Source organism: Pseudomonas tumuqii, assembly GCF_013184545.1.
In the GTDB taxonomy this organism is placed as follows: domain Bacteria; phylum Pseudomonadota; class Gammaproteobacteria; order Pseudomonadales; family Pseudomonadaceae; genus Aquipseudomonas; species Aquipseudomonas tumuqii.
Map to the genome: position 1 here is coordinate 541,648 of NZ_JAAOJA010000002.1, position 23,897 is coordinate 565,544.

General features: G+C 64.3%; 21 protein-coding genes and 2 pseudogenes. 17 read left to right on the plus strand and 6 right to left on the minus strand.

The genetic code is table 11. From position 1 onward, the window contains the following. Positions 1–48 precede the first annotated feature (48 nt). The 11 genes and pseudogenes from selD (at position 49) to G9C89_RS06415 (ending at position 11,253) form a co-directional block, all read left to right on the plus strand. The gene (gene selD, locus G9C89_RS06370; RefSeq protein WP_172146304.1) at positions 49–1,083 is read left to right on the plus strand and encodes a selenide, water dikinase SelD; all 1,035 of its coding nucleotides are present in this window, start codon (positions 49–51) and stop codon (positions 1,081–1,083) included. Next, entirely contained in the window at positions 1,083–2,183 is a 1,101-nt protein-coding gene (gene mnmH, locus G9C89_RS06375; protein WP_172146307.1) for a tRNA 2-selenouridine(34) synthase MnmH, read from the plus strand. Before selD ends, mnmH begins: the two co-directional genes overlap by 1 nt. Positions 2,184–2,267: 84 nt before the next feature. Continuing rightward, entirely contained in the window at positions 2,268–2,546 is a 279-nt protein-coding gene (locus tag G9C89_RS06380; RefSeq protein WP_172146310.1) for a hypothetical protein, read from the plus strand. Then, the gene (locus tag G9C89_RS06385; RefSeq protein WP_172146313.1) at positions 2,546–3,151 is read left to right on the plus strand and encodes a flavin reductase family protein; all 606 of its coding nucleotides are present in this window, start codon (positions 2,546–2,548) and stop codon (positions 3,149–3,151) included. Before G9C89_RS06380 ends, G9C89_RS06385 begins: the two co-directional genes overlap by 1 nt. A gap of 1,092 nt (positions 3,152–4,243) precedes the next feature. Beyond that, a pseudogene (locus tag G9C89_RS25480) lies at positions 4,244–4,414 on the plus strand (HAMP domain-containing protein); the annotation flags it as partial. Between the two features lie 348 nt (positions 4,415–4,762). Further along, positions 4,763–5,269, plus strand: a pseudogene (locus G9C89_RS25485) (methyl-accepting chemotaxis protein); the annotation flags it as partial. Positions 5,270–5,568: 299 nt separating this feature from the next. After that, positions 5,569–6,486, plus strand: coding sequence for an AAA family ATPase (locus tag G9C89_RS06395; protein WP_172146319.1), 918 nt, complete (start codon positions 5,569–5,571; stop codon positions 6,484–6,486). Then, complete coding sequence (locus tag G9C89_RS06400) at positions 6,483–7,439, plus strand: DUF58 domain-containing protein (protein ID WP_172146322.1); 957 nt, start codon at positions 6,483–6,485, stop codon at positions 7,437–7,439. Before G9C89_RS06395 ends, G9C89_RS06400 begins: the two co-directional genes overlap by 4 nt. Next, on the plus strand, positions 7,436–9,412 hold the full coding sequence (locus tag G9C89_RS06405) for a transglutaminase TgpA family protein (RefSeq protein WP_172146325.1): 1,977 nt from the start codon (positions 7,436–7,438) through the stop codon (positions 9,410–9,412). The genes G9C89_RS06400 and G9C89_RS06405 overlap by 4 nt, the downstream gene beginning before the upstream one ends. Before the next feature lie 126 nt (positions 9,413–9,538). Further along, the gene (locus G9C89_RS06410) at positions 9,539–10,333 is read left to right on the plus strand and encodes a CHAD domain-containing protein (protein WP_172146328.1); all 795 of its coding nucleotides are present in this window, start codon (positions 9,539–9,541) and stop codon (positions 10,331–10,333) included. A 122-nt stretch (positions 10,334–10,455) separates the two neighbouring features. Further along, the gene (locus tag G9C89_RS06415) at positions 10,456–11,253 is read left to right on the plus strand and encodes an acyl-CoA thioesterase (RefSeq protein ID WP_172146331.1); all 798 of its coding nucleotides are present in this window, start codon (positions 10,456–10,458) and stop codon (positions 11,251–11,253) included. Between the two features lie 124 nt (positions 11,254–11,377). Here the strand turns inward: G9C89_RS06415 and G9C89_RS06420 are convergent, their stop codons facing one another. Next, positions 11,378–12,859, minus strand: coding sequence for a methyl-accepting chemotaxis protein (locus G9C89_RS06420; protein ID WP_172146334.1), 1,482 nt, complete (start codon positions 12,857–12,859; stop codon positions 11,378–11,380). A 246-nt stretch (positions 12,860–13,105) separates the two neighbouring features. Then, the gene (locus G9C89_RS06425) at positions 13,106–13,939 is read right to left on the minus strand and encodes a TatD family hydrolase (protein ID WP_172146337.1); all 834 of its coding nucleotides are present in this window, start codon (positions 13,937–13,939) and stop codon (positions 13,106–13,108) included. A gap of 233 nt (positions 13,940–14,172) precedes the next feature. On the opposite strand from G9C89_RS06425, the gene G9C89_RS06430 reads away from it, so the two are divergent. Continuing rightward, the gene (locus G9C89_RS06430; RefSeq protein ID WP_172146340.1) at positions 14,173–15,588 is read left to right on the plus strand and encodes an MltF family protein; all 1,416 of its coding nucleotides are present in this window, start codon (positions 14,173–14,175) and stop codon (positions 15,586–15,588) included. Positions 15,589–15,689: 101 nt separating this feature from the next. Continuing rightward, complete coding sequence (locus tag G9C89_RS06435) at positions 15,690–16,124, plus strand: DoxX family protein (RefSeq protein WP_172146343.1); 435 nt, start codon at positions 15,690–15,692, stop codon at positions 16,122–16,124. A 177-nt stretch (positions 16,125–16,301) separates the two neighbouring features. Here the strand turns inward: G9C89_RS06435 and thpR are convergent, their stop codons facing one another. Beyond that, positions 16,302–16,847, minus strand: a complete 546-nt coding sequence (gene thpR, locus G9C89_RS06440; protein WP_172146346.1) for an RNA 2',3'-cyclic phosphodiesterase — start codon at positions 16,845–16,847, stop codon at positions 16,302–16,304. A 224-nt stretch (positions 16,848–17,071) separates the two neighbouring features. On the opposite strand from thpR, the gene G9C89_RS06445 reads away from it, so the two are divergent. Then, a complete protein-coding gene (locus G9C89_RS06445; protein ID WP_172146349.1) occupies positions 17,072–17,380 on the plus strand; it encodes a class I SAM-dependent methyltransferase in 309 nt (102 codons plus the stop codon). A gap of 25 nt (positions 17,381–17,405) precedes the next feature. On the opposite strand, the gene greB is transcribed toward G9C89_RS06445, so the two are convergent. The 3 genes from greB to G9C89_RS06460 are packed head-to-tail and all read right to left on the minus strand — an operon-like array spanning position 17,406 to position 21,125. Further along, positions 17,406–17,903, minus strand: coding sequence for a transcription elongation factor GreB (gene greB / locus G9C89_RS06450; RefSeq protein WP_172146352.1), 498 nt, complete (start codon positions 17,901–17,903; stop codon positions 17,406–17,408). 34 nt (positions 17,904–17,937) lie between these two features. Continuing rightward, the gene (locus tag G9C89_RS06455) at positions 17,938–20,442 is read right to left on the minus strand and encodes an ABC transporter permease (protein ID WP_172146355.1); all 2,505 of its coding nucleotides are present in this window, start codon (positions 20,440–20,442) and stop codon (positions 17,938–17,940) included. Beyond that, positions 20,442–21,125 carry an ABC transporter ATP-binding protein gene (locus tag G9C89_RS06460; RefSeq protein WP_172146358.1) on the minus strand — a complete coding sequence of 228 codons (684 nt, stop codon included), beginning with the start codon at positions 21,123–21,125 and terminating at the stop codon, positions 20,442–20,444. The genes G9C89_RS06455 and G9C89_RS06460 overlap by 1 nt, the downstream gene beginning before the upstream one ends. Positions 21,126–21,135: 10 nt before the next feature. Here G9C89_RS06460 and G9C89_RS06465 point away from each other — a divergent pair, with 10 nt between their 5' ends. The 3 genes from G9C89_RS06465 to G9C89_RS06475 all read left to right on the plus strand — a co-directional run bounded on the left by G9C89_RS06465 (position 21,136) and on the right by G9C89_RS06475 (position 23,170). Beyond that, positions 21,136–21,741 carry an arylesterase gene (locus tag G9C89_RS06465; RefSeq protein ID WP_172146361.1) on the plus strand — a complete coding sequence of 202 codons (606 nt, stop codon included), beginning with the start codon at positions 21,136–21,138 and terminating at the stop codon, positions 21,739–21,741. Between the two features lie 58 nt (positions 21,742–21,799). Then, a complete protein-coding gene (locus tag G9C89_RS06470) occupies positions 21,800–22,084 on the plus strand; it encodes a hypothetical protein (RefSeq protein ID WP_172146364.1) in 285 nt (94 codons plus the stop codon). Positions 22,085–22,213: 129 nt separating this feature from the next. Beyond that, positions 22,214–23,170 (plus strand): L,D-transpeptidase family protein, encoded by a 957-nt coding sequence (locus G9C89_RS06475; RefSeq protein WP_172146367.1) that lies wholly within the window; start codon positions 22,214–22,216, stop codon positions 23,168–23,170. Positions 23,171–23,897 lie beyond the last annotated feature (727 nt).

A 23,897-nucleotide genomic window follows, 5' to 3' on the forward strand; every position in this document is an offset into this window, starting at 1 on the left:
GACATTTGCTAGAATGCCGCCGCCTGTCGACGATATGAGTGAGATTTCATGAGCGAGCCGATCCGTTTGACCCAGTACAGCCACGGCGCTGGCTGCGGCTGCAAGATTTCCCCCAAGGTGCTGGAAGTGATCCTGGCCGGCAGTGGCGCGCAGAATCTCGACCCGAATCTGTGGGTCGGCAATGCCTCGCGTGACGATGCGGCGGTCTACGCCATCGACGAAGAACGCGGGGTGGTGTCGACCACCGACTTCTTCATGCCGATCGTCGATGATCCCTTCGATTTCGGCCGGATCGCCGCGACCAATGCGATCAGCGACATCTACGCCATGGGTGCCGACCCGCTGATGGCCATCGCCATTCTCGGCTGGCCGGTCAATCTGCTGGCCCCTGAAGTGGCCCGTGAGGTGATTCGCGGTGCCCGCTCGGTGTGTGACCAGGCGGGTATTCCGCTGGCCGGCGGGCACTCTATCGATGCGCCCGAGCCGATCTTCGGCCTGGCCGTTACCGGCCTGGTGGAAAAACGCCACATGAAGCGCAACGACACTGCCACGGCGGGCTGCCAGCTGTACCTGAGCAAGCCCCTGGGCATCGGCATCCTCACCACCGCGGAGAAGCAGGCCAAGCTGCGCGCCGAGGACATCGGCCTGGCGCGCGACTGGATGTGCACCCTGAACAAGCCGGGCAGCCGCTTCGGCAAGCTCGCCGGGGTGACCGCGATGACCGACGTCACCGGCTTCGGCCTGCTTGGCCACCTGGTCGAGATGGCCGACGGCAGCGGCTTGACCGCGCGCATCGAGTTCGCCAAGGTGCCGCGCCTGGCCAGTGCCGAGTATTACCTGGAGCAGGGCTGTGTGCCTGGCGGCACCCAGCGCAACTTCGACAGTTACGGCGAGAAGATCGCGCCGCTGGCCGAGCTGCACAGACTCCTGCTGTGCGACCCGCAGACCAGCGGCGGTCTGCTGATCGCGGTGACCACCGAGGGCGAAGCGGAGTTTCTCGCGGTCGCCGCCGAACTGGGCCTGGCATTGCAACCGATCGGCCAGTTGCTCGAGCGACAGACTTACGCGGTCGAGGTGCTGTGATGCGTGACGACACCCAGGACTACCGCCAGCTGTTTCTCGACGACGTGCCGATGATGGATGCCCGCGCTCCGGTGGAGTTCGCCAAGGGCGCCTTCCCCGGGGTGATCAACCTGCCGCTGATGGACGACAGCGAGCGGCAGAGGGTGGGCACCTGCTACAAGCAGCGCGGCCAGCAGGCGGCCATCGAACTGGGTCAGCAGCTGGTCAGCGGTGCGCTCAAGGCCGAGCGCATCGAGGCCTGGGCGGCCTTCGCCAGAGCCAATCCGCAGGGCTACCTGTATTGCTTTCGCGGCGGCCTGCGCTCGCAAATCGTCCAGCAGTGGCTGAAAAGCGAGGCGGGCATCGACTACCCGCGGGTGATCGGCGGCTACAAGGCGATGCGCAGCTTCCTCCTGGAAACCACCCAGCAGGCGACGGCGCAGTGCGACTTCATCCTGGTCGGCGGCATGACCGGCACCGGCAAGACCGAGGTCATCGCGCAACTCGACAACAGCCTGGATCTGGAAGGGCATGCCAATCACCGCGGCTCCAGCTTCGGCAAGCGCGCCACGATCCAGCCGGCGCAGATCGATTTCGAGAACGCCCTGGCCATCGACATCCTGAAAAAACGTGCGGCGGGCATCCAGCAGTTCGTGCTCGAGGATGAGGGCCGCATCATCGGCAAGAGTGCCTTGCCGCTGGAGCTCTACCAGGGCATGCAGGAGTTCCCCCTGGTCTGGCTGGAAGACAGCCTGGCGGGCCGGGTCGAGCGCATTCTCAAGGATTACGTGATCGACCTGTGTGACGAATTCGTTGCCCTGTACGGTGCGCAGGAGGGCTTCAAGGCCTTCGCCGAGCGCCTGCAGCAGAGCCTGGCGAACATCCTCAAGCGTCTGGGCGGGGAACGTTACCAACGTCTGGCAGCGATCATGGATCAAGCCCTGCTCGAGCAGCAGCGCCAGGGCGGGGTGGATCTGCACCGTGGTTGGATCGAGGCGCTGCTGGTGGAGTATTACGACCCCATGTATGCCTTCCAGCGCGAGAACAAGGCCGGCCGGATCGAGTTCGTAGGCGAGCAGGCGGACGTAGTGGCGTTTCTCCGCCAGCGTGCCCATTCTTGAGGAGTGCGGGCACTTTTTCGTCCTGCGGCCGTCATATCGCATCATTACTGTCTGGTTATTTCCCTGTATCAAGGAGTGCACAACATGAAAGCCTGGATCTTGCTACCGATGATCGCCCTGCTGCTGGCCGGTTGCGCCGGCAAAACCGCCTACCGCGATAGCTGCGCCAATCAACTGAATGCGGCCTGGACCGAGCTGGATCTGGCCAAGGCCGAAGGCTTTGCCGGTACCGTGAGTTATTCCAAGGCCCTGTCGCTGCTGACCGCGGCGAAAACCCAGCAGCAATTCGAAAGCTACGAGGGCTGCACCAGCAAGTCCGAACGGGCGCGCTTCTACATCCGCGAGTCGCGAGCCGGGCGCTGATGCAACTCGATTTCGCCAGCCTGACGCCTTTGGATGCCTACCGCTGGTTGGCGTCCACGGTAACGCCGCGGCCGATTGCCTGGGTCTCCAGTGTTTCCCGCGATGGCATCAGCAACCTGGCGCCGTTCAGCTTTTTCCAGGTGATCAGCGATGCGCCGCCGACGCTGATGGTCAACGTCAACCTGCGTGACGACGGCAGCCCCAAGGACACCCTGCGCAACGTACAGGCCAGCGGCGAGCTGGTGATCCAGTTGGTGTCTTTCGCCCAGGCCGAGGCGATGAATGCCAGCGCCGCCCATTTGCCCCATGGGGTCAGCGAGTTCGAGCGCTATGGCATCCCCAGCCTGGCCTGTGAGCGGGTTGGCGTGCCGCGCGTGGCCGGGGCGGCAGTGGCCTTCGAGTGCCGTGTGGCGCAAGTGCTGGCGTATCCGCCGGATGCGCCGAACTGTCACCTGATCTTCGCCGAAGTGCTGCTCGCCCATGTCGACGATGCAGTACTCAACGACCAGGGCCGGATCGATCCGCACAAGCTCGATCTGATCGGCCGCCTGGGCGGCATGGCCTACACCCGTACCCGCGATCTTTTCGAGATGCAGCGCCCCTGAAGCTGGCAGGCCAATCCGCTCTGAAAACGACCTGCACATAGCTAAAAGCACAATTGCCCCGGCTGCTGGCTTGTCGCCAGCAGCCTCGCGCTTCTATCTTGCCTGTTCAGCTGGCGAGCCGGGTTCGTCAGTGGCCGGGGTGGAGTGGGATATATGTGGACTGATCTGCAGCGGCACGTCGCCAGCTTGAGTACGGCGAAGAAACTGGCCCTGGGTTTTGGCGTGGTGCTGGCGTTGACCGCGGTGGTTGCCGCTACTGGCTATTCGGCGCTGCGCGAGGTCGGTGTGCGCTCGGCATTGCTCGAGCGCATGAGCGCGATCAACAGCCAGGTCCTGCAGATCCGCCGCAGCGAGCAGGATTTCGCCCTGACTAGCGACACCACGCATGTCGCGCGCCTGCATGAGCAGGCACAGACGTTGCTGGCGAGCAGCGCAGCCCTGCAGGCCGAACTGCCGGCTGCCGAGGGAAAGCTGTTGGGTGAGGTCGACGCTGCCATCGACCAGTACCGCGCGGCCTTCGATCGTTTTGTCGAGCTGACCGATAACATGAGCCTGTCCCTGGAGGCGGCCAATTGGCTGGTGGTGAGCGCCGCCAACAGCCTTGAACTGCTCGAGGATGGCCTGGCCGAGGATGGCGTCGATCTGCTTGCGAGCAGCCAGGGTACCCAAGGCGCCGAGTCGGTGCTGCAGGCCGGACAGATCGGCAAGGTGCATCAGTTGCTGCTGCAGGCGCTCGACCAGGCCCGCGTGCGCCTGCAGCAGAGCCGCACTACGGCTGAAGTCGCCCAGGGCGAAATCCAGCAGGCCCTCGATGCGCAGGCCCTGGCCGGCGAGCTGCGCGATGCCGTGAATAGCCCGGGCTATGCCTCGGTGCTGGCGGAAGTCATCGGCAACGTCGACTCGTTCAATGAACGGCTCAAGGAATACAACGGCCACTTGCGCCAGCAGAAGCAGGAATATGCCCTGTTGGTGGCGCAGGCCGAACGCATCGTCGAGTTGGTGGAACAGGCCTACTCCCGCCAGAAGAGCGCCATGCAGGCGCAACTGCAAGCCAGTGGCTGGCTGATTCTGCTGGCCGCGGCGCTGGCCCTGATGATCGGTCTGCTGGCGACCCTGGCGATCACCCTGCTGATCGTGCGTCCGCTCAAGCAGGTGATCGAGCAGGCCCGGCAGATCGCCGAGGGCGACCTCAGTGTGCGCATAGAAGTGCAGCGCAGCGACGAAGTGGGGCAGTTGCAGGCCGCCATGCAGGGCATGTCGAACAACCTGCGCGAGATGGTCGGCCAGTTGCAGGGTGGGGTGAGCCAGATTTCCGCTTCGGCGCAGTCGTTGTCGGCGATCACCGAGCAGACCCGCCTGGGCGTCAATGGCCAGCGGGTGGAAACCGATCAGGTGGCGACCGCCATGAGCGAGATGACCGCCACCGTGCATGAGGTGGCGCGTAACGCCGAGGCCGCCGCCGCGTCCACCGAGGACGCCGACAACCGGGTCAGTCGCGGCGCCGAGGTGGTGCGCCAGACCCTGGTACGGATCGACCAGCTGGCGGCGGCGATGGCCACCACCACCCAGAGCATCGAGCGCCTCAGTCAGGACACCCAGCGCATCGATTCGGTGCTGGATGTGATCAAGAGCGTGGCCGAACAGACCAACCTGCTGGCCCTCAACGCCGCCATCGAGGCCGCCCGTGCCGGCGACCAGGGCCGCGGCTTTGCCGTGGTGGCCGATGAGGTGCGCGCTTTGGCCAAGCGCACCCAGCAGTCCACCGCGGAAATCGAAGGCCTGATCGCCACGTTGCGTGAGGGCGCACGTCGCTCGGTGGCCGACATGCAGCAGAGCGGTGCCCTGGTCGCCCATGTGGTTGAGGATGCCAACCAGACCGAAGGTGCCCTGGCCGGGATCGCCGAGGCGGTGACCCTGATCTTCGAGATGAACCAGCAGATTGCCGCGGCGGCCGAACAGCAGACGGCGGTGGCCGAAGAGATCAGTCGCAGCGTGACCTCGATTCGCGATATCGCCGATCAGTCCTCGCTGGCCATGGACGAAACGGCGGATTCGAGCATTCGCCTGGCCCAGCTGGGCCGCGAACTGCAGGGCATGGCCGGGCATTTCCGCTTGTAGCGTTCGCCGCAAAGTGCGAACCGCGCCCGCAGTTTCGTCAGCAAAGGTTACAGGGCACTTTGCCCACCGGATGCCGGCCAGTAGCATCGACGCACTTGGATAAGGTGCCGCAGAGGCTGTGAAAAAACTCTCGCCTACTGCGGCCGCCTCCAAACGCCCGCTGCGGCGTTGCGCCACGTGAAAAGTGAGGTCATTTAGCTCACTAAACTCCCCCACTTTTCACGTGGCGCGCCTTGCCGCGAACGCCTGGAGGCGGCCTCGCGACGGCGCTCGATATGTTCACAACCTCGGAGCGAACGATGCGCACAAGACTGAATGCCTGCCTGGACGCGGTGAATCAGGTGCTGCTGGGCAAGGAGCCGCAGGTGCGCCTGGCCCTGGCCTGCCTGTTGGCCCGCGGCCATCTGCTGATCGAAGACTTGCCGGGCATGGGCAAGACCACCCTCAGCCACGCGCTGGCTAGGGTCCTGGGCCTGAGCTTTCAGCGCATCCAGTTCACCTCCGACCTGCTGCCCGGCGATATCCTCGGCACCTCGGTGTTCGAGCGGGAAAGCGGGCAGTTCCTCTTCCACCCCGGGCCGATCTTCGCCGAGCTGGTGCTGGCCGACGAGATCAATCGGGCCACGCCGAAAAGCCAGAGTGCGCTGCTCGAAGCCATGGAGGAGGGCCAGGTGACCATCGAGGGCGCGACCCGGCCGCTGCCGGATCCGTTCTTCGTCATCGCCACGCAGAACCCGGTGAGCCAGGGCGGCACCTTCGCCTTGCCCGAGTCGCAGCTCGATCGCTTCCTCATGCGCCTGTCGCTCGGTTACCCGGCCAAGGCCGCTGAAAAGGCCCTGCTCCTCGGCGATTCGCGGCGCTCGTTGCTGCCGCGCCTGGAGGCCATTCTCGACCATGCCGAGCTGGCGCTGATCCAGGCCGAAGTGCCCAGGGTGCGTGCCAGCGATGCGCTGATCGACTATGTGCTGCGCCTGGTCGATGCCACCCGCAGCCAGCCGCAGTTCGCCTGGGGCCTGTCGCCGCGGGCGAGCCTGGCCTTGCTCGCCGCCGCCCGCGCCTGGGCCTTTCTCGCCGGCCGCGATTACGTGATTCCCGAGGATGTGCAGGCGGTGTTGCCGGCGGTGGTCGGTCATCGCCTGCGCGAGCGCAGCGATCCGACCGGGCATGGCGGCGGCGCGCTGGTGCAGTGGTTGCTGCGCGAGGTGCCGGCGCTTTGAGGCAACTGCTCAAACAGCGCTGGCAACGCTGGCTGGCCCGGCGGATTCCCCCCGCCGCCAGCGTGCGCCTGACCCAGCGGCGGATCTTCATCGTGCCAACCCGGGTCGGGGTGGCATTTGCCCTGGCGCTGCTGCTGATGCTGCTGACCGCGATCAATTACCAGAACAGCCTGGCCTATGCCCTGACGTTTCTGCTGGCGTCGCTGTTTATCGTCGCCATCCTGCACACCTACCGTAACCTGGCGGGTCTGGTGCTCAAGGCCGCTGGGGCAAGGTCGGTGTTCGTCGGCGAACAGGGGCAGTTTCGCCTGCGTCTGGAAAGCAGCGCGCGGGCGCACCAGGCGATCGCCCTAGGCTGGCCGAACACGGCGTACCAGACTCTGGATGTGCCGGCGCAGGGCGTCAGCGAGTGCGAGCTGAGCCTGCAGGCATTGCGCCGCGGCTGGCTGCGGCCGGGGCGCTTGCGGGTCGAGAGTCGTTTCCCGCTGGGAATCCTGGTGGCCTGGAGCTGGGTCGACCTCGATCAGACGCTGCTGGTCTATCCGCAGCCGCTTGCGGGCGAGTTGCCGCTGGCCGCAGGCGCTGACGACGAGCTGGACGAGCCGGGCACGCGCGCCTACGGTCCGGGCAGCGAGGATTTCCAGGGGCTGAAGCGTTACCAGCCCGGCGACTCCAAACGACGTCTGCACTGGAAGGCCTATTCCCGCGGCCAGGGCCTGTTGGTCAAGGACTTCGCCGCGCTCAGCGGACGCGAGCCGTGGCTGGATTTCGCGGCGCTGGCGGGCGATGTCGAGCTGCGCCTGTCGCTGCTCTGTTATTGGGTGCTGCAACTGTCCGAGCGCCAGCAGCCCTTTGCCTTGCGCTTGCCGGGCCAGGTGCTGGCGCCCGCCAGCGGCGAGCAGCATCGCGATGCCTGCCTGCGCGCCCTGGCACTGTTCGGAACGCCGGCGTGAGCAGGCGGGCGGAGATTCCGCGGATCAGCCTGACCTGGTTGCTGGTCGCCCAGGCGCTGGTGATCGTGCCGCACCTGAGCCATCTGCCGCTGTGGATTGTCGGCTTGTGGCTGGGTTGCGCGGCCTGGCGCATCCAGATCCTGCGCATGCGCGCCGGTTATCCGAATGCCTGGGTCAAGGCCGGCTTGCTGCTCGGCACGGCCGCCGGCGTGTTGCTTTCCCGCGGCAGCCTGATCGGCCTGGATGCCGGGGTCGTGTTGCTGGTCGCCGCCTTCATCCTCAAGCTGCTGGAAATGCGCACGCGCCGCGATGCCCTGGTGGTGATCTTTCTCGGTTTCTTCGTGGTGGTCAGCGCCTATCTGTTCGACGACAGCCTGCTCGCCGCGCTGTTCAGCCTGTTGCCGGTCACCGCCCTGCTGGCGGCCCTGATCGGCCTGCAGCAGGGCGGCGTCGCCGCGCAGCCCTGGGCCACCGCACGGCTGGCTGCCGGCTTGCTGCTGCAGGCCGTGCCCCTGATGCTGTTGCTGTTCGTTTTCTTCCCGCGCCTGGGGCCGCTGTGGTCACTGCCGCTGCCGAGTGAGCGCGCGGTCAGCGGCTTGGCCGAGAGCATGGCGCCGGCGGATATCGCCGAGTTGAGCCGCTCGGGCGGGTTGGCCTTTCGCGCCAGTTTCACCGGCGCGGTGCCGCCTCGCGAGCAACTCTACTGGCGGGCGTTGACCTTCGAGCACTTCGACGGCCGGCGCTGGTCGCAGTCCGCCTTCGCCCAGTTGCCGCTGGCACCGGCCTGGGAGAAACGGGGTGAGCCGCTGCGCTACAGCATCGTCATGCAACCCAGTTCGCAGTCCTGGCTGTTCGCCCTGGACGTCGCCGAAACCAGCCTCGAAAACACCCGGCAGATGAGCGATTACCGCCTGCAGCGCGGGCGGCCGGTCGAACGCACCTTGCTCTACCAGGTGACCTCCTGGCCGGCGGCAGTGCGTGAGCCGGCGGCTTCCAGCGACAGCCTGCGCCGCGCCCTGCAACTGCCGGAGGACGGCGATCCACGCAGCCGCGCCTGGGGCGCCGAACTCAAGCGGCAATATCCGCAGCCCGAGCAGTTGGTGCAGGCCCTGCTCGGCCATTTCAACCGCGAGCCCTTCGGCTATACCTTGCGCCCGCCACGGTTGGGGGTGAACAGCATCGATGAGTTCCTCTTCGACAGCCGCAACGGTTTCTGCGCCCATTACGCCGGCGCCATGACCTTCGTCCTGCGCGCGGCCGGTATCCCGGCGCGGGTGGTGGCCGGCTACCAGGGTGGCGAGTACAACCCCGGCGGCGACTACGTCCAGGTGCGTCAGTTCGATGCCCACGCCTGGGTCGAATACTGGCAGGCAGGCCAGGGCTGGGTGAGTGTCGATCCGACCTTCCAGGTGGCCCCGGAACGTATCGAGCTGGGCCTGGAGGAGGCGCTGGTCGACGAGCAGAGCTTTCTCGAAGGCTCGCCCTTCTCGCCGTTGCGTTACCGCCAGCTGACTTGGCTGAACCAGCTGCGCCTGGGCTGGGACAACCTCAACCATGGCTGGCAGCGCCTGGTGCTCGGCTATCAGGGCGCGCAGCAGCTGGAGTTGCTGCAACGCTGGTTCGGGCGTATCGATGCCCGAGTCCTGGCATTCGGCCTGGTGGGCGGTGGTGGCCTGCTGCTGGGGCTGCTGGCGCTCTGGCTATTCAAGCCCTGGCAGCGCGCGCGTGACCCCCTGCCGCGCCTGTTCCAGCGTTTCGAGCGCTTGCTGGCGCGGTATGCCGGGCCGCGCCAGCCGGGCGAAGGTGCGCGCGCCTATGCCGAGCGCGCGGCGCTGGCCCTGCCAGCCCAGGCGCAGGCCATTGTTACCTTCGCGGCAGCCTTCGAGGCGCAGCGCTATGCCGGAGACGAGCCCGCTCCGGCATTGCTGCGCGCACATCTGAGGGAATTGCGCCGGGCATTGCCCTGGCGTTGACGATCTGCGAGCTGTCGTTGCGCTGCGAACGGATAGCCGACCGAAGCCTACGCTGCGAACGGAAAACCGCTCGGGCCATCCTGCGCTGCTAAGCTGGCAGTTCTAGCAGGCGGGAAGGAAGATCCCATGGGGCGTTTTATCGAGGGTGAGTTGCAGCAGGTTCTGCGCCTGCAGATCACCCTGTATGCCTGTCGCGAGCGTTTGCTGGCGGCGACCGATCCAGAAGCCCTGCACGATCTGCGCATTGCCCTGCGCAAGCTGCGCAGCCTGCTGCGGCCGTTGCGTGGCGTGCCCGCGTGTGACGCGCTGCAGCAACAGGCGGCCGAGCTTGGGCGTATCAGCGGACCGCTGCGTGATCTCGAAGTGCTGCTCGCCCATTTGCAGGGGCTGGGCATGCGCGATGCGGTCGATCTGCGTCAGTCGCGTTTGCTGGAAGGGTATGCGGCACTGTTGGCTGACGACGCGCTGCCGGCGCTGTTTGCGGCGCTGGACCAGTGGCCGCAATTGTGGCGCCACGCTGCGACCGACGCTGAGCTGCGCGGCTTGCGCAAGCAGGTCAAGCGTCGCCTGGCCAAGCAGCAACGACGCCTGGGCGAAGCCCTGGCCGACCCGGCGCATGATCGCCATCGCCTGCGCTTGTTGATCAAGCGCGTGCGCTACGGCGCCGAGGCCTACCCGCAGCTGAGCGGATTATCGGCCCAGCCCCTGGCGCGCCTGAAGGCGGCGCAGTCGGCGCTGGGCGATTGGCATGATCTGTTGCAGTGGCTGCAGCGGGCCGAGCAGGAAGCGGATCTTGCCGCTTGCGTCGACACCTGGCGCACGGCATTGCAGACAGCCGAGGAGAGGGCCGACCAGGCCTTGCTGGCGCTGCAGGAGGACTTTGTCTCGACCCAGCAGGCGGTCGGACTTGGCCGTCCGTAGCGAGGGAAGGGCGGCGCTCTGCACTCGACACGCCGTTTGCCCGCGTCAATTGGCCGAAACGCCGTTTCGCCCCGCCGTGGATTTCCCCTAAGATCACCTGCTATTGATGTCTTGAGGTGGTTATGGATTTTTCCGAGTTGCTCCAGGCCGTTCGCGCCAATCCGCAGGCCGTGGTGATCCCGTCTGCCTGGGCGCAGGGACGGGCCAGTTTCGGTGGTCTGATGGCGGCGCTGGTGTATGAAGCCATGCGCGCCCACGTTCCTGCGGGGCGGCCGCCGCGTTCGCTGGCGATCACCTTCGTCGGCCCGGCCGCGCCTGATGTGCCGGTGAGTTTCCAGGTCGAGGTGCTGCGTGAAGGCAAGGCGGTCAGCCAGGTGCTGGGCCGCGCGGTGCAGGACGGCCAGGTGGTGACCCTGGTGCAGGGCAGTTTCGGCGCGGCGCGCGAGTCGGCGATCACGGTTGTGGCTGAGCCAGCACCGCAGATCAAGCCAGTCGAGGACTGCGAGGAACTTGCCTATGTACGCAATGTGACCCCGGAGTTCACTCGCTTCCTGGCCATGCGCTGGGGCATCGGCGGCATGCCCTTCAGCAACAACCCCTCGCGGGAAATGGGCGGCTGGGTGCGCTTGCGCGAGGGGGGCGAGGTGCAGCAGGTTAGCGAGGCGCACCTGCTGGCCCTGGTCGATGCCTGGCCGCCGGCGGTACTGCCGCACCTGCGAGCCCCGGCTCCGGGCAGCTCGTTGACCTGGACCATCGAGTTTGTCCAGCCGGTTACCGAGCTGAATACCCTCGACTGGTGCCTCTACCGCGCGCAGATCGAGCATGCCCGTGACGGCTACGGGCATATCGCCGCCGCCTTGTGGAGTCCGCGCGGGGAGTTGCTGGCGATCAGCCGGCAGACGGTCACGGTGTTCGGTTAACCAGCAACAAGCACCCTAGCCTGCCCGAGCGCCAGCGCAATCTAGAGCCGATTCCCGGATTGCAGCGCGTGGCGCGGTTTATCCGGCTACGCAGTCTTGTCGCGTTTCCACCCTGTTCCTGCTGTTACAGCTTGAGCTGGCGGATGGCCCTGTTCAGCTCGCCGGCCAAGGCCGCCAGCTCGGAGCTGGTGGTGGCGGAGCCTGTGGTTTGCTGCACCGTCTGTTCGGTGACGTCGCGAATGCTCACGATGGAGCGGTTCATTTCTTCGGCCACCTGGCTCTGCTGCTCGGCGGCCACTGCAATCTGGGTGTTGCTCTCGCGCATCTGTGCCACCGAGCCGGTGATGGCGACCAGTGCCTGGCCTGCTTCGTGGGCCTGTTGCACGCAGTCATCGGCCTTGAGTGAGCTTTCCTGCATGAACTCGACGGCATCACGGGTGCCGCTTTGCAGGGAGGAAATCATCAGGGTGATTTCATCGGTTGAGACCTGCACGCGTTTGGCCAGATTGCGCACCTCGTCGGCCACTACCGCAAAGCCGCGGCCCATTTCGCCGGCGCGGGCGGCTTCGATGGCGGCGTTGAGGGCGAGCAGGTTGGTCTGTTCGGCAATGCCGTGAATCTCACTGACGACGGTGCTGATTTTCTGACTGTCGACGGCCAGTTGCTGGATCATTTGCGCGGTCTGTTGCACGCCGCTGGACAATCCTGCGATCGACTGGCCGACACGGTCGACCACTTTCTGACCGGAACCGGCCAGTTGCTCGGCGTTTTTTGACTGGTCGCGGGTATCTGCCGTGTGCTGGGCGATATGGTGGACCGTGGTGGACATCTCGTTGATCGCGGTGGCGGCCTGTTCGGTCTCGCTTTGCTGGTCGAGCATGCCCTGGCGCACGTCTCGCATGCTCAGGGCCATGCGCTCGGCGCCTTCGTCCAGACGGGCGGCGGTCTGCGCAACGATGCCGACCACGCGTTGGTAGCCGGCTTGCATGGCATTGAAGGCCGTGGCCATCTGGCCAACTTCATCACGGCAGTCGAGCGGCACGCGTGCCGCCAGGTCGCCGCTTTTTTCTACCTGCAGCATCACATCCTTGAGGGTGTTGAGGTGGCTCAGCAGGAAGTGGATCAGCAGTTGCGAGGCCGCCAGCAGGACCAGCATCAACAGGGCGACAACCAGCGCATAGCTCAGTGCGCGCTCGGCGATCACCTGCATCAGGCTGGGCGCGTGGGCCAGTACGGCGAGGCGCTGGCCCTGGCCGAGGTCGATGACCTCGGCGCCGATCAAGCCATCCTGGGTCGACAGCGGGTCATGCTCCAGGGCTACCCAGCCGCGCGCGCGGCTCAGGCTGGCGCCCTGGTTGTTGGCCAGCGGCGGTGTCTGGCCATCGGCAAACGCCAGCAGCTGCGCGCCGCCAGGCAGCGGCTGACCTGCCGGCCAGGCACTGAGGAGTTTGGCCTGCGCTTGCGCAGCGCTTTTGGCCGCGTCGACGCGGACCTGCTGTTCCAGTTGCAGGGCGTACAGCACCAGCAGCAAGGTGGTGACGAAGGCCACGGCGTTGACGGCCCAGAACTTGTATTTGAGTGAAAGGTCGCGAACCCAAGAGCCCATAGGATGTCTTCTTCCGATAACGGTGAACGCAATTGGCAAAGTGCCACTACTGTCTCGCGAAACTGCAATGTGCCTGTTGATCTTCATCAACAGGACGCTTCGTCCATGTTAACGACCGCTCTGGTGCGGACTTTAGAAAAAGCACTGTTGCGGCTAGCTAAATGTTGCGCGGACTCCAGCCGTTGCTCGCAGGAGGTTGCTTGACGTTGACGGCGCAGCGCTGCACCTGGCAAGCCCGAGAGTCCTTCAGTCGTAGTCGCTCTCGACGGCTGTCTCGGCAACCACAGGCAGGCTGAAGAACTGCCGGGCGCAGGCGCTGCTGTGCGCCGCCAGGGTCTCCAGGCTTTCGTTGCGGTGCAGCGCCACCTCTCGGAGCACTTCGACCAGGAAGGCCGGTTCGTTGCGGCCGTTTTTCGGTTTCGGGCGCAGGCTGCGCGGCAGCAGAAACGGTGAATCGGTTTCCAGCATCAGCCGGCCGACCGGAATTTCCCGCACCAGCGGGTGCAGGTGGGTGCCGCGGCGCTCGTCGCAAATCCAGCCAGTGATGCCGATGTGCAGGTCGAGGTCGAGGTAGTTGAACAGGGCACGCTTTTCTCCGGTGAAGCAGTGCACCACCGCCGCCGGCAAGCGGTCACGGTAGTCGCGAAGGATCTCCAGCAGGCGCTGGTCGGCGTCACGTTCATGGAGGAAAACCGGCATTCGCAGGTCGACGGCCAGGGCCAGGTGTTCTTCGAGTACTTTTTCCTGTTGTGGGCGCGGCGAAAAATCACGATTGAAGTCGAGCCCGCACTCACCCACGGCGCGCACCTGCGGCTCACGCAGCAAGGCCTGCAGCTGGCTGGCGCTGTCGCTGTTCCAGCTGCTGGCGTCGTGCGGATGGATGCCGGCGGTGCTGAACAGGCGCTGGCCGTTTTCATCCAGCTGACGGCACAGTTCCAGGGCCTGTTCGCTTTGTTCGAGGCTGCTACCGGTCAGCAGCATCTGGCAGACACCGGCGGCGTAGGCACGGGCGAGCAGGGCTTCACGCTGTTCGGCGAGGCTTGGATGAGTCAGGTTGACGCCTATGTCGATGAGTTGCATGGTGCGACCTATGGGCTGGGGTTGGCAGCATAACAGAGCTTTTTTGTTTTAAATAAATCCATAAATTACAGCCTCTTATAGTGGCTTTGTAATGTTGAATAGATCATCTGGCTGGTATCCGGAAGCGAGCTGTGCGAATCTCCGCGCCCCACGCATTCCTGGAACTTGGCGAGCGCTGCGGTACTCTCACTCGGCCAATGACGCCTGGTGGCCGCCCTTGCCGTGGAGACTCGATGTCGCGCCCGCTGCTTATATTCTGCCTTTTGCTGTTGCTGCCGTTGTCGGCCGCTGCACGTGTGGCTGGGCCGCCGGAAGTGCGGCAGCCGAGCCAGGCGCGTGATCTGGCGAGTATTCGTAGCAGCGGTGAACTGCGTGTGCTGGTCAACCAGAGCCGTAATAGCTCCGGTGAAATCAAAGGCCAGAGCATCGGGGTGGAATACCACCGCCTGCGTGCATTCGAGCAGTATCTCAATCGTAATGCCCGCGATGGCCGCGCGCTCAAGCTGAAGATCATTCCCAAGGCCAAGGACCAACTGCTCGCGGCCTTGCAACGCGGCGAAGGCGATCTTGTCGCGCCGGGAGAGTTGCTCAACGTGCGCGGTGGCAGCAGTGTCAGCGCCAGTGCGGCGATCCGCAGCAATGTCCCCTTGATCATAGTGGCGCGGCAGGGCGATCGACGCTATCAGAGTCTCGAGCAGATGTCCGGGCGTAGCCTGGCCTTGGCGGCGGGTAGCGCAGCGGGCCTTGCCGTGCAGGCGCTCAACCGGAAGCTGCTGCAGGCCAAGCGGCCGCCGATCATCATCGAGTGGGTCGACCCCAGCCTGGCCGTCGAGGATGTACTGGAAATGGTGCAGGCCGGGATCTTCAGTGTCACCGCGGTGGAGCAGCCGATTGCCGAGCGCTGGGCCAAGGTCATGCCCAAGTTGCGCCTGGAGTCGCACCTGGTGCTGGCCAAGGACGGTGACATGCGCTGGTACCTGCGTCGTGAAGCGTCGATGCTCGGCGCCAGTGTCGACCGTTTCCTGGCGGCCTATCGCGCTCCGGCCGATCTGGATGGCGCATTTCAGCGGATCTATCGGCGCCTCTACAAGGTGCATTACCCGCTTGGGCGAACCGAGCGTCAACGTCTGGAGAAGGTGCGCCCGGTACTGCAACGGCATGCCGCGCAGCAGGGCTTCGATTGGCTGACCCTGGCCGCGCTGGCATTCAAGGAATCCACCCTCAATCCGGCTGCGCGAGGTGTTGGTGGTGCCACCGGGTTGATGCAGATAACCCCGGCTGCCGCGCGCAGTGTCGGTGTCGGCAATATCGGCGTGCTGGATAACAATGTGCAGGCCAGTGCCAAGTACCTGGCGATGATTCGACGCAACTTCTTCAACAGCCCGCAGCTCAATGAGCGCGAGCGCATGGCCTTCGTCCTGGCAGGCTACAACATGGGGCCGCAGCGGGTGCAGAGCATGCGCGCCGAGGCTCGCCGGCGTGGCCTGAATCCCAATCAGTGGTTTTTCCAGGTCGAGCGGATCGCCATGGAGCAGGTCGGGATGGGCGTGGTCAGTTATGTAAATAGTGTGAACAAGTACTACCTTGCTTATGACCGCGAGCGTTATTTGCTGGAGTCGCAGGAAGCAATGGTTAGTGCGCGGGAGTGATCTGTTTATACGATATTAATTAGCGAATTAATCGGCTTTTAATATCTGATAATTGGTTTAGTCTTGGCTCCATCAACCCCTCCACACAAGGATTGCTGCCCATGAACACTCTGATCAAATCTGTCGTCGCTACTCAAGCAGGTTACGGCCTGGCCATAGTGCGCATCATCGCTGGCCTGACCTTCGCTGCGCATGGTTCGCAGAAGTTGTTCGGCTGGTTCGGTGGCCCTGGCCTGGTAGGTGCCGGCCAGTGGATGGAGAGCATCGGCCTGGCGCCGGGCTATCTGATGGCATCGCTGGCTGGCAGTGCCGAGTTCTTCGGCGGCCTGGCGCTGGTCATCGGCCTGCTGGCGCGCCCGGCGGCGGCAGTGTTGGCGGTGACCATGCTGGTGGCAATTGTCACGGTGCATTTGGGCAACGGCTTCTTCATGAGCAATAACGGCTATGAATTCGCCTTGGCCTTGATGGCGATAAGCCTGGCGGTGCTGGTCGAGGGCGCGGGCAAGTTGTCGCTGGACAAGCAGATTGCCAGTTAAGCACCACCGCTAAGCAGCGCGGGCGCCGTCCGTGTTGCGGTTCAAATCCAGAACAATGCCGCTTTCCTGCCAAGGGAAAGCGGCATTTCTCTTAAGTGAACAACAGGGCACCAGTGGGTCTCCTGTGCTGTATTTGGGTGGGCGCAGGGCAGTGCAAGTCTCGCGGGTGGCGGCTTATCAGGTGGTGCCACTTGCGCCTAGGTCGTTGCGCAACAGTGGCCAGGTGTGCAACTGCCGATAATGGGTGCCCCGGGTGCTCTGCTCGGAGGCGAACAGGGAAAACCGGGTCACCGGCCAGTCGAAGCATGGATCAGCGTCGATTGCTTGCATGGGGCAGTGTCGCAGCAGACTGAGGTGGGCGCGAAAAGGTCGGTTGTCCAGCTGGATTGCGGCGCTGCTCAGGTTGCTGCACAGCCGCTCAACCAGCTCCAGCAATGCCTCCGGCGTGTGGCTCGGGGCCAGGTACAACAGGCCATTGCGATGTCGTCCGAGGCGATCCAGATGCAGCTCGAAGGCCTTGGCGCGCAATCCGCCCGCCAAGCCTTGCAACTCCGCAACGCGGGCACGCGGCTGCTGGCCGAGAAAGGCCAGGGTCAGGTGCAGATTGGCCGCGGCGACCGGGCGGCCGTGCAAGTGCAGGCTGCTGCGCCAGGTGCTGATGGCCTCGGCCAGTTCAAGCGGGCAACCCAGGGCAAAGAACAGGCGCAGAGCATCGTTTTTCATGCTGTTCGGTTCCCATGCGGGGCGCTGTCTTGACAGTATTGCGCAGGCTTCTCTAGGATGCTGGCCCATGCGCCGATTTAAACAGCTACTTGCGGGGCGCCGAGTCACTTGCAGATTGCAAGGCTCTGAGAAGTACTCTGCGGAGGCTTCGAAATACCGCTAAAGCGCTGGTTCGGTGTCGCCTCTCACCTGCCCGGCGGGATTCATGAGGCGGAGACATGAGCATGAGTTGTCCCCAACCGCTGATTCGTTTGGCCCCGATCACGTCCGGGCTGAGCCAGCGCAACCCGAAAATTCTCCTCGGCGGCAGTCACCAGCCGACCCTGCTGCGCTATCTCGACGGCTGGCCCAAGCGTTGGGGCGGGTCGCGTGCCTTTCTGATCCACTTCGTCGATGGCCATCAGGCGCTGGCGCGTTTCGCCAGCGATAGCTTCGATATGGCCGTGCTGCAAGCACCCAGTGCCGAGCATCTGCATGCCACCGTGCGTGAGCTGACGCGGGTCGCCCGGCAGGGCTTGATCACCCGGCGCTGAATCTCCTCCCGAGCGGCGCCTGCAATTACGGATAATCGATGGCGATCACATACCAGGTCTTCTCGCCAGTCGGGGTTGGCACCCGGACCTCGGCATCCAGGGCTTTGCCGATCAGGGCGCGGGCCAGGGGCGAGTCGATGCTGATCAGGTTGAGTTTCAGTTCCAGCTCATCCGGGCCGACGATCCGATAGCGTGACCCGTTGCCGTCCTCGTCTTCGAGGGTGACCCAGGCGCCGAAATAGACCTTGTCGGCATCGCTCGGGCGACTGCTGACCACTTTCAGACTTTCCAGGCGTTTAGTGAGAAAGCGCACGCGACTGTCGATCTCGCGCAGCATTTTCTTGCCATAGGTGTATTCGGCGTTCTCCGAACGATCACCTTGCGCCGCCGCTTCACTGACCGATTGGGTGACCTGGGGCCGGCGTACGTGCCAGAGCTCGTGCAATTCGGCGCGCAGGCGTGCCTCGCCTTCGGGGGTGATCAGTGGCGTACCGGCGGAGCGGGGTGGGCGATAGCGACTCATAGGGCTGCTGGGTGGCGAATGAAACGCGAGTCTATCAGCCCTCGCGCAGCACCGTCAGCGGGCTGACATTCAATGCACGGCGGGTACCGAGCACGCCTGCGCCACCTACCAGCAGTGCGCCGATCGCGGGCAGGAGCAATAGCCAGGGGTGGGCGTGCCAGGCCAGATCGAAGGCGAAGCGATAGAGCAGGAAGCTGATCAGTTCGCAGCCGATGGCCGCCAGCAGGCCGCTGATTGCCCCAAGCAGGGCGAACTCGGTCTGTCGTGCCTTGACCAGCAATTTGCGCTCGGCACCCAGCGCGCGGAGCAAGGCGCCCTGGCGAATGCGCTCGTCCAGGGTGGCCTGCAATCCGGCGAACAGCACGGCCAGGCCGGCGGCGAGAACGAACAGCAAGACAAATTCGATGGCCAGGGTGACCTGGGCCAGGATGCTGCGCAGTTGCGCGAGCAGGGCCTCGACTTGCAGCAGGGTGACCGCGGGGAAGGCGCGTGACAGTTCGACCAACTGTCGTTCCTGCTGGGCGGGCAGGTAGAAGCTGGTCAGGTAGGTGACCGGCAGATCCTGCAGGGTGCCGGGCTCGAAGATCATGTAGAAGTTGGGCTGGAAGCTGTTCCAGTCGACCTCGCGCAGGTTGTTGACCCGGGCGTCACGGTCGAGGCCTCCGACATTGAAACGCAAGCGGTCGCCCAGCTTGAGCTGCAGGCTCTCGGCCAGCTCCGACTCCACCGAGACACCCGGCAAGTCGTCGGCGGTGGACGCGCCCCACCAAGTGCCGGCGAGCAGCTGATTGCCCTCGGGCAGGTCGGCCGCCCAGGTCAGGCTGAGGTCACGGCGCACGGCGCGCTCGCCCTGGGACTCCTTGCTGACGATTTGCCGTACTGGCTCGCCATTGATCATGGTCAGGCGTCCGGGCACCACCGGGTAGAGCGGTGCCGGATGGGGCGAGAGTTCGGCCAGGCGCGCGGCGAATGCATCCTTGTCGGCCGGTAATACATTCAGGGCGAAATGATTGGGCGCCTGCTCGGGCAATTGATCCTGCCAGGTATCGAGCAATTCGCCGCGCAGCAGGGCGATCAAAGCCATGGCCAGCAGGATCAGGCCGAATGCCAGGGCTTGTCCGGCGGCGGCCAAGGGGTGACGGAGCAACTGGCCGAGCCCTAGACGCCAGTGCAGTGAAGAACGGGCCAGCAGACGGCGCAGGCTTTGCAGACCGAGCAGGAGCAGGCCGCCGAGCAGCAGGGCGGCGACCAGGCCACCGCCGAGCAGGGCGAAGGTCAGTTGCAGGTCCAGACTCAGGCGCCACATGATCAGACCAAGGGCGAACAGGGCGGCGCCATACACCAGCCAGGAGCTGGCGGGCACGGGTAGCAGGTCGCGGCGCAGCACGCGTAGCGGCGGCACTCGGCCGAGGGCCGCCAAGGGGGGCAGGGCGAAGCCAGCGAGGGCGACCAGGCCGGTGGCGATGCCGGCGAGGGCGGGCCATAAACCGCCCGCCGGGATCTGCGCCGGGAGCAGGTCTTGCAGCAGGTAGAACAGGCCATGCTGGGCCAGCCAGCCGAGCAGGGCGCCGATCAGGCTGGCGCCAAGCCCGAGCAGGGCCAGTTGCAGGCTGAACAGGCCCAGCGCCTGGTTGCGCGACAGCCCCAAGCAACGCAGCAAGGCACTGGCATCGAAGCGCCTGGCGGCGAAGCGCGCGGCCGAAAGGGCCACCGCCACCCCGGCGAGCAGCACGGCCGCCAGGCTGGCGAGATTCAAGTAGCGTTCGGCGCGGCCCAGGGCGCTGCCGATTTGCCGATTGCCGTCGCGGGCATCTTCGAGGCGCTGGTTGGCCGCCAGATTGGTGCTGACTGCCTGGCGGTAAGCGCTCAGGGCCTCCGGCGTGCCACGCCACAACTCGCGGTAACGCACCCGGCTACCGGGCTGTACCACGCCGGTGGCTGCCAGGTCATCCAGGTGCATCAGCACGCGCGGGGTCAGGCTGTAGAAGTCGCCGGCACGATCCGGTTCGTAGGTCAGGACCCGGCTCAGGATCAGGTTTTTCGAGCCGACCTCGATGGTGTCGCCGACGCTCAGTTCGAGTGCGGCGAACAAGCGTGCCTCGGCCCAGGCCTCACCGGGTTGCGGACCGGGGCCGGCTTGCTCGGCTGCGTAGGGTGCAGCGGCGCTTTTCAGCTGGCCGCGCAGGGGGTAAGCACTGTCGGCCGCTTTGACGCTGGCCAGTTGGATGCCAGCATCGCTGGCGATCACGCTGGAGAACTCGACCACTTGGGAATGGTCCAGGCCCAGCTGTTTGCCACGGTTGATCTGTTCCGGCGCGGCGGGCGAACTACCGCTGAGCAGCAGGTCGGCACCGAGGAACTCGGTCGCCCGCATCAGCATGCTGTCGTTCAACCGCGCGCTGAAGTAGCCGATCGCTGTACTGGCGGCGACTGCCACCAGCAGGGCGAAAAACAGCACGCGCAATTCGCCGGCACGGGCGTCGCGCAGCAGTTGGCGGGTCGCCAGTGAGAGCAGTCGAGCAAACGGCATATGAGTCATCAGGGTTCCGCGTGGTCGACCAAGTGGCCGCCTTCGAGGCGGATCAGGCGCTGGCAACGATGGGCCAGGCGCTCGTCGTGGGTGACCAGCACCAGAGTCGCGCCGCGCTCCCGGTTGAGCTCGAAGAGCAGGTCGCTGATGCGTTCGCCCGTGTGGCTGTCGAGGTTGCCGGTGGGTTCGTCGGCGAACAGCACGTCGGGCTCGGCCACAAAGGCGCGGGCAATGGCCACGCGCTGCTGCTCGCCGCCGGAGAGCTGACGCGGGTAGTGGGTCAGGCGCTGGCCCAGGCCGACCCGCTCGAGCAGGGCGCGGGCACGCTGGCGGGCGTCGGCATGGCCTTCCAGCTCCAGCGGCAACATGACGTTTTCCAGGGCATTGAGGCTGTCGAGCAACTGAAAGGACTGGAAGACGAAACCGACATGCTCGGCGCGCACCCGCGCACGCTGATCTTCGTCCAGCGCGCCCAGGTTGTGCCCGGCCAAGGCGACAGTGCCGCCACTCGGCAGATCGAGACCGGCGAGCAGGCCGAGCAGGGTCGACTTGCCCGAGCCCGAGCTGCCGACAATGGCCAGGCTATCGCCTTTGTTCAGCCCTAGGGACAGGTCATGGAGTATGGTCAACTCGCCTTCCGCGCTGGCAACCACTTTGCTAAGGTTGCGGGCGGTAAGAATGCTTGAGCTCATGGGGAATCCAATGCGTGCAGGGTTAATGAGTGCGATTTTTACCCTGTTGTGCTGGGGACAGGTCGCGCTGGCGGACACCGTGCTGGTCGTTGGCGATAGTATCAGCGCGGCTTTCGGCCTGGATACCCGTCAGGGTTGGGTCGCTTTGCTGGAAAAACGCTTGGCCGAGCAGGGTTTTGAACACAAGGTGGTGAATGCCTCGATCAGCGGTGACACCAGCGCAGGCGGCGCCGCGCGGCTCCCTGGGCTGCTTGTCGAGCATCAGCCAAACCTGGTGATTTTGGAGCTGGGCGGCAACGATGGTTTGCGCGGCCAGACTCCGGCTCAATTGCAACAGAATCTTGCGTCGATGATTGAGCAGTCGCAGGACGCGGGGGCCAAGGTACTGCTTTTAGGGATGCGCCTGCCGCCCAATTACGGTATCCGTTACACGACAGCCTTTGCGCAGGTGTTTGCCACCTTGGCGGAGGAGAAACAGGTGGCCTTTGTCCCCTTCTTTCTTGATGGGGTGGGAGGTGTGCCCGAAATGATGCAGCGCGATGGTATTCATCCAGCCGTAGCGGCTCAGCCAGTACTCTTGGAAAACCTCTGGCCGACCCTGCTGCCGCTGCTTTGACAGGCTTTTCCGCGAGCGGTCTTTCAGCTAATGTGGCGCTCCCGCCTAGGAGCCATCGATGCCGCGTACTGCCTGGTCCTTGTTCGCTTATCAACTGATCGAGCCGGACGAGCAGCTTGACCTGTTCGCCTGCCGAGAGGTGCGCGTGCATCTGGTCGCGCGTCAGTTCGAGCTGGGCGGCTATGCCGATCGTACCTTGTGTGGCGGATTGTTGCCGGCGCAGCCGCTCTGGCGCGAGCTCGACAAGCCCATGCTGCGCGACACGCGCCTGTGTTCGGTGTGCCGGACGACCCTCGACGCGCAACGCCGCGGTCAGCGGCCGCTCTGGCCTGAACAGGTATGAAAAAACTCCCGTTGTTATAGAGAGCGCTCTGAGGGGCGCGCGCCGCAGCGTGGGATATTTTCCCAACCTATGGGCGTCGTTGTACAATTGCCGAGTTAAATTGTCAGCCATTTCGTCAAGGATTTCCGGATGTTGTCGCGCGTTCCTGCCGTCGCCCGTTGCTTGTCAGTCTGCGCGTTGTTCGGCGCCAATACAGCTGTTGCCATGGAACTGCCTTTGCCGCCGCCCGGTGAAGATATTGTCGGCCAGGTGCAGGTGGTCAAAGCCAAATACGAAGACACCTTTGCCGATCTTGGCGTGGCCAACGATCTGGGTTATCTGGAAATGATTGCGGCCAACCCGGGAGTCGATGCCTGGCTGCCTGGTGAAGGCACGGAAATAATCCTGCCCACGCGCTTTATTCTGCCTTCGGGGCCGCGTGAGGGGATTGTGATCAACCTCGCCGAGTACCGCATGTATTACTTCCCGAAAGGGCTGAACGTGGTGCACACCTATCCGCTGGGGATCGGTCGTGAGGGTTGGAGTTCGCCGGTGGCCGATGCGCGGATCACTGCGAAGACGCCGAATCCGGGCTGGACCCCTCCGAAGTCGATTCTTGAGGAGCATGCTGCCAATGACGATCCGCTGCCGGCTTACGTGCCGCCAGGGCCGAATAACCCACTGGGGCCTTTCAAGATGAGCTTGTCGGTACCCGGCTACCTGATCCATGGCACGAACAAGAAGTTTGGTATCGGTATGCGCGTCAGTCACGGCTGTTTCCGCATGCTTAACCATAACGTATTGCAACTGGCCGATATGGTGCCGGTTGGCACTCCGGTGCGCATCATCAACGAGCCATACAAGTTTGGCTTGAGCAACGGCAAGGTGTATCTGGAGGCGCATGCACCGCTTGATGACACGGGTGAGTCCTCGATTGTCGACCGACATGCTGCCGTGATCAACGCATTGCTCAAACGTGAAGAACTGGGCAGCTTGCGGCTGGACTGGGATATGGTGCGCGAAGTGGTAGCGGCCGAAGACGGGTTGCCGGTACCCATTGCTCAGCCAGATGCGGCGGTTGCCAGTAGAGCCATCACTGAGATCTGATTGCATTACGTCGACTAGGATCCGCTGAGTAGTAACGCCAGCGGGGGGCTTGGACTTATCGCAATTGTCTGGGGAAGGCAGAACTTGATTTTCAGGAACAAATAGCCGGAGTTCTGAACCCATAGACCACGCGTTACCCGTAGATCATGCGTTTGATTACTTAGATGCGATTGTCCAGCCCTTTCAATAGGCGCGTATGCATGTGCAAGCGAGCGCTGGCGAGAGTGCTTGGGTGCGACGCCCGAGGTTTCGAGCAAAATGCTGCAAGGCTGCTGGATCACTGGCTTTTAATGGACTATTGAATAGATGCGACTGGAGGAAGGCATCGTTGCGCAATAGTCTGGTTGGTGAGCTGTTGCGTTTGACACGATGGTCGATCTTGTCGGATAGCGTGGTGCATGAGAGCAGTCCGCCGCTCATGCTTGAATACGCAGAGATCTAGATTCTGTCAGCCGCTGGGTGGTGAGTTCCATTGCTAGTATCGAGTGGCAGTTCGGGTCTTATCCAGTAACTGCAGTGCTGGTTTAGAGTGAATAGGGCGGCGGACGGTTGGCCAGGCTGTTTAACCGGAATTTGGAAGGCTTTTGCGCGTATAACGCTAAAGGCTGAATAAAGCCTTGACGCGGATTCTGCTGGGCCTATAATGCGCACCTCTTCCGGCGCAGGCCTCTCGGAAAACCTCTTGTAAAACAAGAAGTTAGCTTAAAAAGAGGGGTTGCAAAGCAGC

What these genes read in the sequence shown, in the direction of transcription:
- G9C89_RS06385 (WP_172146313.1), top strand. Translation starts at nt 2,546, where the DNA reads ATGCAACTCGATTTCGCCAGCCTGACGCCTTTGGATGCCTACCGCTGG.
- selD (WP_172146304.1), top strand. Translation starts at nt 49, where the DNA reads ATGAGCGAGCCGATCCGTTTGACCCAGTACAGCCACGGCGCTGGCTGC.
- G9C89_RS06380 (WP_172146310.1), top strand. Translation starts at nt 2,268, where the DNA reads ATGAAAGCCTGGATCTTGCTACCGATGATCGCCCTGCTGCTGGCCGGT.
- G9C89_RS06470 (WP_172146364.1), top strand. Translation starts at nt 21,800, where the DNA reads ATGCCGCGTACTGCCTGGTCCTTGTTCGCTTATCAACTGATCGAGCCG.
- G9C89_RS06460 (WP_172146358.1), bottom strand. Translation starts at nt 21,125, where the DNA reads ATGAGCTCAAGCATTCTTACCGCCCGCAACCTTAGCAAAGTGGTTGCC.
- greB (WP_172146352.1), bottom strand. Translation starts at nt 17,903, where the DNA reads ATGAGTCGCTATCGCCCACCCCGCTCCGCCGGTACGCCACTGATCACC.
- G9C89_RS06425 (WP_172146337.1), bottom strand. Translation starts at nt 13,939, where the DNA reads ATGCAACTCATCGACATAGGCGTCAACCTGACTCATCCAAGCCTCGCC.
- mnmH (WP_172146307.1), top strand. Translation starts at nt 1,083, where the DNA reads ATGCGTGACGACACCCAGGACTACCGCCAGCTGTTTCTCGACGACGTG.
- G9C89_RS06445 (WP_172146349.1), top strand. Translation starts at nt 17,072, where the DNA reads ATGAGTTGTCCCCAACCGCTGATTCGTTTGGCCCCGATCACGTCCGGG.
- G9C89_RS06475 (WP_172146367.1), top strand. Translation starts at nt 22,214, where the DNA reads ATGTTGTCGCGCGTTCCTGCCGTCGCCCGTTGCTTGTCAGTCTGCGCG.
- thpR (WP_172146346.1), bottom strand. Translation starts at nt 16,847, where the DNA reads ATGAAAAACGATGCTCTGCGCCTGTTCTTTGCCCTGGGTTGCCCGCTT.
- G9C89_RS06455 (WP_172146355.1), bottom strand. Translation starts at nt 20,442, where the DNA reads ATGACTCATATGCCGTTTGCTCGACTGCTCTCACTGGCGACCCGCCAA.
- G9C89_RS06420 (WP_172146334.1), bottom strand. Translation starts at nt 12,859, where the DNA reads ATGGGCTCTTGGGTTCGCGACCTTTCACTCAAATACAAGTTCTGGGCC.
- G9C89_RS06415 (WP_172146331.1), top strand. Translation starts at nt 10,456, where the DNA reads ATGGATTTTTCCGAGTTGCTCCAGGCCGTTCGCGCCAATCCGCAGGCC.
- G9C89_RS06410 (WP_172146328.1), top strand. Translation starts at nt 9,539, where the DNA reads ATGGGGCGTTTTATCGAGGGTGAGTTGCAGCAGGTTCTGCGCCTGCAG.
- G9C89_RS06430 (WP_172146340.1), top strand. Translation starts at nt 14,173, where the DNA reads ATGTCGCGCCCGCTGCTTATATTCTGCCTTTTGCTGTTGCTGCCGTTG.
- G9C89_RS06395 (WP_172146319.1), top strand. Translation starts at nt 5,569, where the DNA reads ATGCGCACAAGACTGAATGCCTGCCTGGACGCGGTGAATCAGGTGCTG.
- G9C89_RS06435 (WP_172146343.1), top strand. Translation starts at nt 15,690, where the DNA reads ATGAACACTCTGATCAAATCTGTCGTCGCTACTCAAGCAGGTTACGGC.
- G9C89_RS06465 (WP_172146361.1), top strand. Translation starts at nt 21,136, where the DNA reads ATGCGTGCAGGGTTAATGAGTGCGATTTTTACCCTGTTGTGCTGGGGA.